A 4910-nucleotide genomic window follows, 5' to 3' on the forward strand; every position below is an offset into this window, starting at 1 on the left:
ACCCGCAGCTGCATGCCGGCCAAGGGCCTCTTCCGCAGCATCAGCCTGCTGCCCTTGCTGGCGCCTTCGCTGCTGTCGGCCATCTCGCTGATCTACTGGTTCGGCAACCAGGGCCTGGCCAAGGACCTGTGGGCGGCGCTGGGCTTCCAAAGCCTGTACGGCGCGCCCGGCATCGTGCTGGCCGAATGCTTTGCGGTGTTTCCGCATGCCTTGATGATTTTGGTCAGCGCGCTGGCGATGGCCGATGCGCGGCTGTATGAGGCCGCCGACGCCATGGGCACCCGCCGGCTGCGCAAGTTCTTCACCATCACGCTGCCGGGCGCGCGCTACGGGCTGGTGTCGGCCGGCATGGTCACCTTCACGCTGGTCATCACCGACTTCGGCATTCCCAAGGTGGTGGGTGGCAACTTCAACATGCTGGCCACCGACGTCTTCAAACTGGTCATCGGCCAGCAGGACTTCCAGCGCGGCGCGGTGGTGGCCCTGCTGCTGCTGGCGCCGGCGGTGCTGAGCTTCATCGTCGATGGCCTGGTGCAGCGGCGGCAGACCGCGATGCTGGGTGCCCGGGCGGTGCCGCTGGTGCCGCGACCTGCGCGGGGCTTCGATGCGGCGATGACCGCCTTCTGCCTGCTCATCGTGGGGCTGATGCTGGCCATGTTCGGCATGGCGGTGTTTGCGTCCTTCGCCAAGCTGTGGCCCTACAACCTCCAGCCCAGCCTGGACCACTACCTGGTGGGCATCATCGACGCCGAGCTGGGCGATGCGCTCATCAATAGCCTGAAGCTGGCCGCCGGCACCGCGCTGGCCGGGCCGCTGCTGGTGTTTGCCGGCGCCTACCTGCTGGACAAAACCCGCGGCCTGGCGCTGCTGCGCCCGCTGCTGCGCTTGATGGCCCTGTTGCCGATGGCGGTGCCCGGCCTGGTGCTGGGCCTGGGCAGCATCTTCTTCTTCAATGCGCCGGCCAACCCGCTGCATGGCCTGTACCAGACGGGCGCACTGCTGGTGCTGTGCACCGTGGTGCACTTCTACACCACCGGCCACCTCACGCTGCTGACTACGCTCAAGGCCATCGACCCCGAGTTCGAGTCGGTGTCGGCTTCGCTCAAGGTGCCGTTCTACAAGACCTGCTGGCGCGTCACGCTGCCGCTGTGCCTGCCCACGCTGCTGGACGTCTCGCGTTACTTCTTCGTCAATGCGATGACCACCATCTCAGCCGTGGTGTTCCTGTACACGCCCGACACGCGGCTGGCCTCGGTGGCCATCCTCAACCTCGACGAATCGGGTGAGATCGGCGCCGCCGCCGCGATGGCGGTGCTCATCGTCGCCGTGTCCGCCTTCGTCACCTTGCTGTACCTGGTGCTGGGCCGCTGCATCGAGCGCCGCACCCAGGCCTGGCGCCAACCTGACCGCTGACCCCACCCCGCATGGACCGCGACCACATCCTGCTCACCCCCGGCCCGCTGACCACCACGCTGCGCACCAAGCTGGCGATGCTGAAGGACTGGGGCTCCTGGGACGCCGACTTCAACGCCCTCACCGCCCGTGTGCGCCAGGGCCTGCTGCAGATCATCCATGCACAGCACAGCCATGTGGTGGTGCCCCTGCAAGGCAGCGGCACCTTCAGCGTGGAAGCCGCAGTGGCCACCGTGGTGCCACGCGACGGGCACCTGCTGGTGCTGGACAACGGCGCCTACTGCAAGCGCCTGGGCAAGGTGGCCACACTGATGGGCCGGCGCACCACCATCGCCAGCCGGCCTGAGCAGCTGCCCGTCTCGGCCACTGAACTGGCCGCGCTGCTGCAGGCCGATGCCAGCATCACCCACGTGGGCCTGATCCACTGCGAAACCGGCACCGGCATCGTCAACCCGCTGGCCGAGGTGGCCGAGGTCTGCCAGCGCCTGGGCCGCGGCCTGATCGTCGATGCGATGAGCAGCTTCGGCGCGTTGCCCATCGATGCGCGGCAGATCCGTTTCGATGCCTTGATCGCCGCCAGCGGCAAATGCCTGGAAGGCGTGCCGGGCATGGGCTTCGTGTTCGTGCGCCAGGACGTGATGGCGGGCTGCGCGGGCCACAGCCATTCATTGGCCATGGACCTGCACGACCAGCACCAGTACATGGAACGCACCGGCCAATGGCGCTTCACGCCGCCCACCCATGTGGTGGCCGCGCTGGCCGAGGCCATGGCCCAGTACCAGGAAGAAGGCGGCCAACCGGCCCGCCTGGCCCGCTACACCGACAACTGCCGCACCCTGGTCGATGGCATGGCCGCGCTGGGGCTGCGCACCTTCCTGGCGCCCGAGCACCTGTCGCCCATCATCGTCACCTTCCTGGCGCCGGCCGACGAGCGCTACCGCTTCGCCACGTTGTATGCCGGGTGCAAGCAGCAGGGCTTCATGCTCTACCCCGGCAAGCTGACGGAGGTGGGGACCTTCCGCGTCGGCTGCATCGGCGCCATCGGCCGCAAGGAAATGCAGCAGGCGGTGGACGCGGTGGGCCGCACGCTGCGCGGCATGGACCTGGTTCCGCAGCCATGAGCCGCGACCACTTCGACGTGATCGTGGTCGGTGCCGGCATCGTCGGCCTGGCCCATGCCTACACCGCCGCCCGCCGCGGCCTGCGGGTGTGCGTGGTCGAGCGTGATGCCGCCTGCGTCGGCGCCTCGGTGCGCAACTTCGGCTTCATCACCGTCACCGGGCAATCGGCCGGTGACACCTGGCGCCGCGCCCGCCGCGCCCGCGACGTGTGGGCCCAGGTGGCGCCGCAGGCCGGCATTGCGGTGCTGCACACCGGCCTGTGGCTGGTGGCCCGCCGGCCCGCGGCGGCCGAGGTGCTGCAGCAGTTCCTGCAAACGCCGATGGCAGAAGGCTGCCAGCTGCTGGCCCCTGCGCAAGCCGCCCGCCACACCGACGCACTGGCGCTGGCCGATGCGCAGGCGGTGCTGTACAGCCCGCATGAGCTGCGGGTGGAATCGCGCACCGCCATCGGCCAGCTGGCACGCTGGCTGGCCGAGGTGCATGGCGTGCAGTTCCGCTTCCAGGAGGCGGTGCTCGACGTGCAGGCGCCGCAGGTGCGCACGTCGCGCGGTGTGCTGCAGGCCGAGCGCGTGGTGCTGTGCACCCACACCGACCTGCACGGCCTGCAGCCCGAGCGCCTGGCGCCCCACGGCCTGCGGCTGTGCCAGTTGCAGATGCTGCGGGTGCAGCCGCCGCCCGGCTACCGCCTGCCCGGCGCGGTGATGGGTGACCTGAGCCTGGTGCGCTATGGCGGTTATGCCGCCCAGCCCGCCGCCCAGGCGCTGCGCCTGCAGCTGGAGCGCGAAGAACCCGACAGCCTGGCCCATGGCATCCACCTGATCGCGGTGCAAAGCGCCGACGGCTCGCTGGTGGTGGGCGATTCACACCATTACGGCGCCGCGCCGCCGCCCTTTGCCAGCGAAGCGGTGGACCAGCTGATCCTGCACCACCTGCAGACGCTGCTGCACCTGCCCAGCTGCCGTGTGACCGAGCGCTGGGTCGGCCAGTACGTCAGCTCGCCCCATGGCGACTGCCTGATCGACGCCCCCGATGCCGCCGTGCGGCGCGTCATCGTCACCAGCGGCACCGGCGCCAGCACCGCCTTCGGCATTGCCGAAGAGGTGTTCGACGCCTGGTAGCCGGTTTGAAGAAAGCCCCCATGTCCCAGCCAGCCACCTCCCTCGCCGCCGTCGTCTTCGACTGGGCGGGCACCATCATCGACTTCGGTTCCTGCGCGCCGATGGGCGCCTTCGTGCGGCTGTTCGAGCAGTTCGGCGTGCAGCTCAGCATTGCCGAAGCCCGTGGCCCCATGGGCGTGGCCAAGTGGGACCACATCCAGGCGCTGGGGCGGCTGCCGCGCATCGCGGCGCAGTGGCAGGCCCGCCATGGCCGGCCCTTCACCGATGCCGACGTGGACCATTTGTACGAGGTGTTCACGCCGATGAACGCGGCCGTGGTGCCCGACTACGCCGACTTCATCCCGGGTGCGGTGGACGTGGTGAACACCTTGCGCGGCCGGGGCCTGAAGATCGGCAGCACCACCGGCTACAACCGGCCCATCATGGAGGTGGTGACGCCGATTGCCGCGCGCGGCGGCTACGTGCCCGACAACCTGGTGTGCGCCGGCGACCTGGCTGCCGGCCGGCCCAGCCCGTTGATGATGTACCGCACGTTCGCCGACCTGGGCGTGTGGCCGCCGTACACGGTGGTGAAGGTGGACGACACCGGCGTTGGCCCGGAAGAGGGCCTGAACGCCGGCACCTGGACCGTGGGCCTGGCCGTCAGCGGCAATGCCAACGGGCTGACGCTGGCCGAGTGGCAGGCGCTGCACGCCGAGGCACAACAGGCCCGCCGCGAAGCCGCCACCGCCGCCCTGCGCGCGGCCGGCGCGCACTACGTGATCGACAGCGTGGCGGATCTGCTGCCGGTGATCGACGACATCGAGGCCCGGCTGCAGCGCGGCGAGCGGCCGTAGGCGGGTGGCGTCACGCGCAGCGTGGCGCCGGGTGCCCCACCCGCCGGCCGAGCGCCGGGCCTCCCCAAGCCGGCCGGCGACCCTCCCGGAGGGTGGCGTCACGCGCAGCGTGGCGCCGGGTGCCGCATTCAATACCAATCAGCAGGCAGCAACTGCCCGGTGTTCACGTCCACGAACCGGTACACCGGCACCCCGGTCCACTCTGTCAGGTTGAACACGGTACTCGAGTCCGCCAGCTTGCGCACTTCCACGTTGGCGATGGACAGTGGCGTGCGCGGCGCGCACACCGTGGGCGGTACCGAAGGCCGCACGAAGTAGACGGCGCTTTCCGTCGTCGTCGATGCATTGGTCACGCGCGTGGCGGTCACCGGCTGGCCCGTGCCATGGCCTTGCACCAGCAGCGCCGTTTCCACGCTGATGCC

General features: G+C 69.9%; 4 protein-coding genes and 1 pseudogene. 4 read left to right on the forward strand and 1 reads right to left on the reverse strand.

Annotated elements, in window-relative coordinates:
* The 4 genes from ABNT58_RS06295 to phnX all read left to right on the forward strand — a co-directional run.
* Positions 1-1413 (forward strand): putative 2-aminoethylphosphonate ABC transporter permease subunit (locus ABNT58_RS06295; protein WP_348752652.1); only part of this gene is annotated, 1413 nt, incomplete at its 5' end.
* A gap of 11 nt (positions 1414-1424) precedes the next feature.
* Positions 1425-2534 (forward strand): 2-aminoethylphosphonate--pyruvate transaminase, encoded by a 1110-nt coding sequence (locus ABNT58_RS06300; RefSeq protein ID WP_348752653.1) that lies wholly within the window; start codon positions 1425-1427, stop codon positions 2532-2534.
* Positions 2531-3652, forward strand: coding sequence for a TIGR03364 family FAD-dependent oxidoreductase (locus ABNT58_RS06305; RefSeq protein WP_348752654.1), 1122 nt, complete (start codon positions 2531-2533; stop codon positions 3650-3652). The genes ABNT58_RS06300 and ABNT58_RS06305 overlap by 4 nt, the downstream gene beginning before the upstream one ends.
* A gap of 20 nt (positions 3653-3672) precedes the next feature.
* Positions 3673-4488, forward strand: a complete 816-nt coding sequence (gene phnX, locus ABNT58_RS06310) for a phosphonoacetaldehyde hydrolase (protein ID WP_348752655.1) — start codon at positions 3673-3675, stop codon at positions 4486-4488.
* A 128-nt stretch (positions 4489-4616) separates the two neighbouring features.
* On the opposite strand, the pseudogene ABNT58_RS06315 reads toward phnX, so the two are convergent.
* A pseudogene (locus tag ABNT58_RS06315) lies at positions 4617-4910 on the reverse strand (cyanophycinase); the annotation flags it as partial.

Source organism: uncultured Aquincola sp. (assembly GCF_964001545.1).
Lineage (GTDB): Bacteria > Pseudomonadota > Gammaproteobacteria > Burkholderiales > Burkholderiaceae_C > Aquincola.

What these genes read in the sequence shown, in the direction of transcription:
- ABNT58_RS06305 (WP_348752654.1), top strand. Translation starts at nt 2,531, where the DNA reads ATGAGCCGCGACCACTTCGACGTGATCGTGGTCGGTGCCGGCATCGTC.
- ABNT58_RS06300 (WP_348752653.1), top strand. Translation starts at nt 1,425, where the DNA reads ATGGACCGCGACCACATCCTGCTCACCCCCGGCCCGCTGACCACCACG.
- phnX (WP_348752655.1), top strand. Translation starts at nt 3,673, where the DNA reads ATGTCCCAGCCAGCCACCTCCCTCGCCGCCGTCGTCTTCGACTGGGCG.